This is a genomic window from Nocardia colli, from assembly GCF_008704205.1.
In the GTDB taxonomy this organism is placed as follows: Bacteria; Actinomycetota; Actinomycetes; order Mycobacteriales; family Mycobacteriaceae; genus Nocardia; species Nocardia colli.
In genome coordinates this window covers 1-486 of sequence record NZ_VXLC01000064.1, presented here as the reverse complement: position 1 = coordinate 486, position 486 = coordinate 1, and the positions used below count along the sequence as shown (strand labels likewise).

General features: G+C 55.1%; 1 rRNA gene. It reads left to right on the top strand.

The window, feature by feature from the left end:
* A 23S ribosomal RNA gene (locus tag F3087_RS45680) occupies positions 1–486 on the top strand; the annotation flags it as partial.

Sequence of the window (486 nt, the reverse complement as noted above, 5' to 3'; positions counted from 1 at the left end):
GAGTCGCATGTTCTAGACCCGAAGCGGAGTGATCTACCCATGGCCAGGGTGAAGCGACGGTAAGACGTCGTGGAGGCCCGAACCCACTTAGGTTGAAAACTGAGGGGATGAGCTGTGGGTAGGGGTGAAAGGCCAATCAAACTCCGTGATAGCTGGTTCTCCCCGAAATGCATTTAGGTGCAGCGTCACGTGTTTCACGCCGGAGGTAGAGCTACTGGATGGTCTAGGGGGCCTACAAGCTTACCGAAATCAGCCAAACTCCGAATGCCGGTGTGTGAGAGCGTGGCAGTGAGACTGCGGGGGATAAGCTTCGTAGTCGAGAGGGAAACAGCCCAGATCGCCGGCTAAGGCCCCTAAGCGTGTACTAAGTGGAAAAGGATGTGAAGTCGCGAAGACAACCAGGAGGTTGGCTTAGAAGCAGCCACCCTTGAAAGAGTGCGTAATAGCTCACTGGTCAAGTGATTTTGCGCCGACAATGTAGCGGGG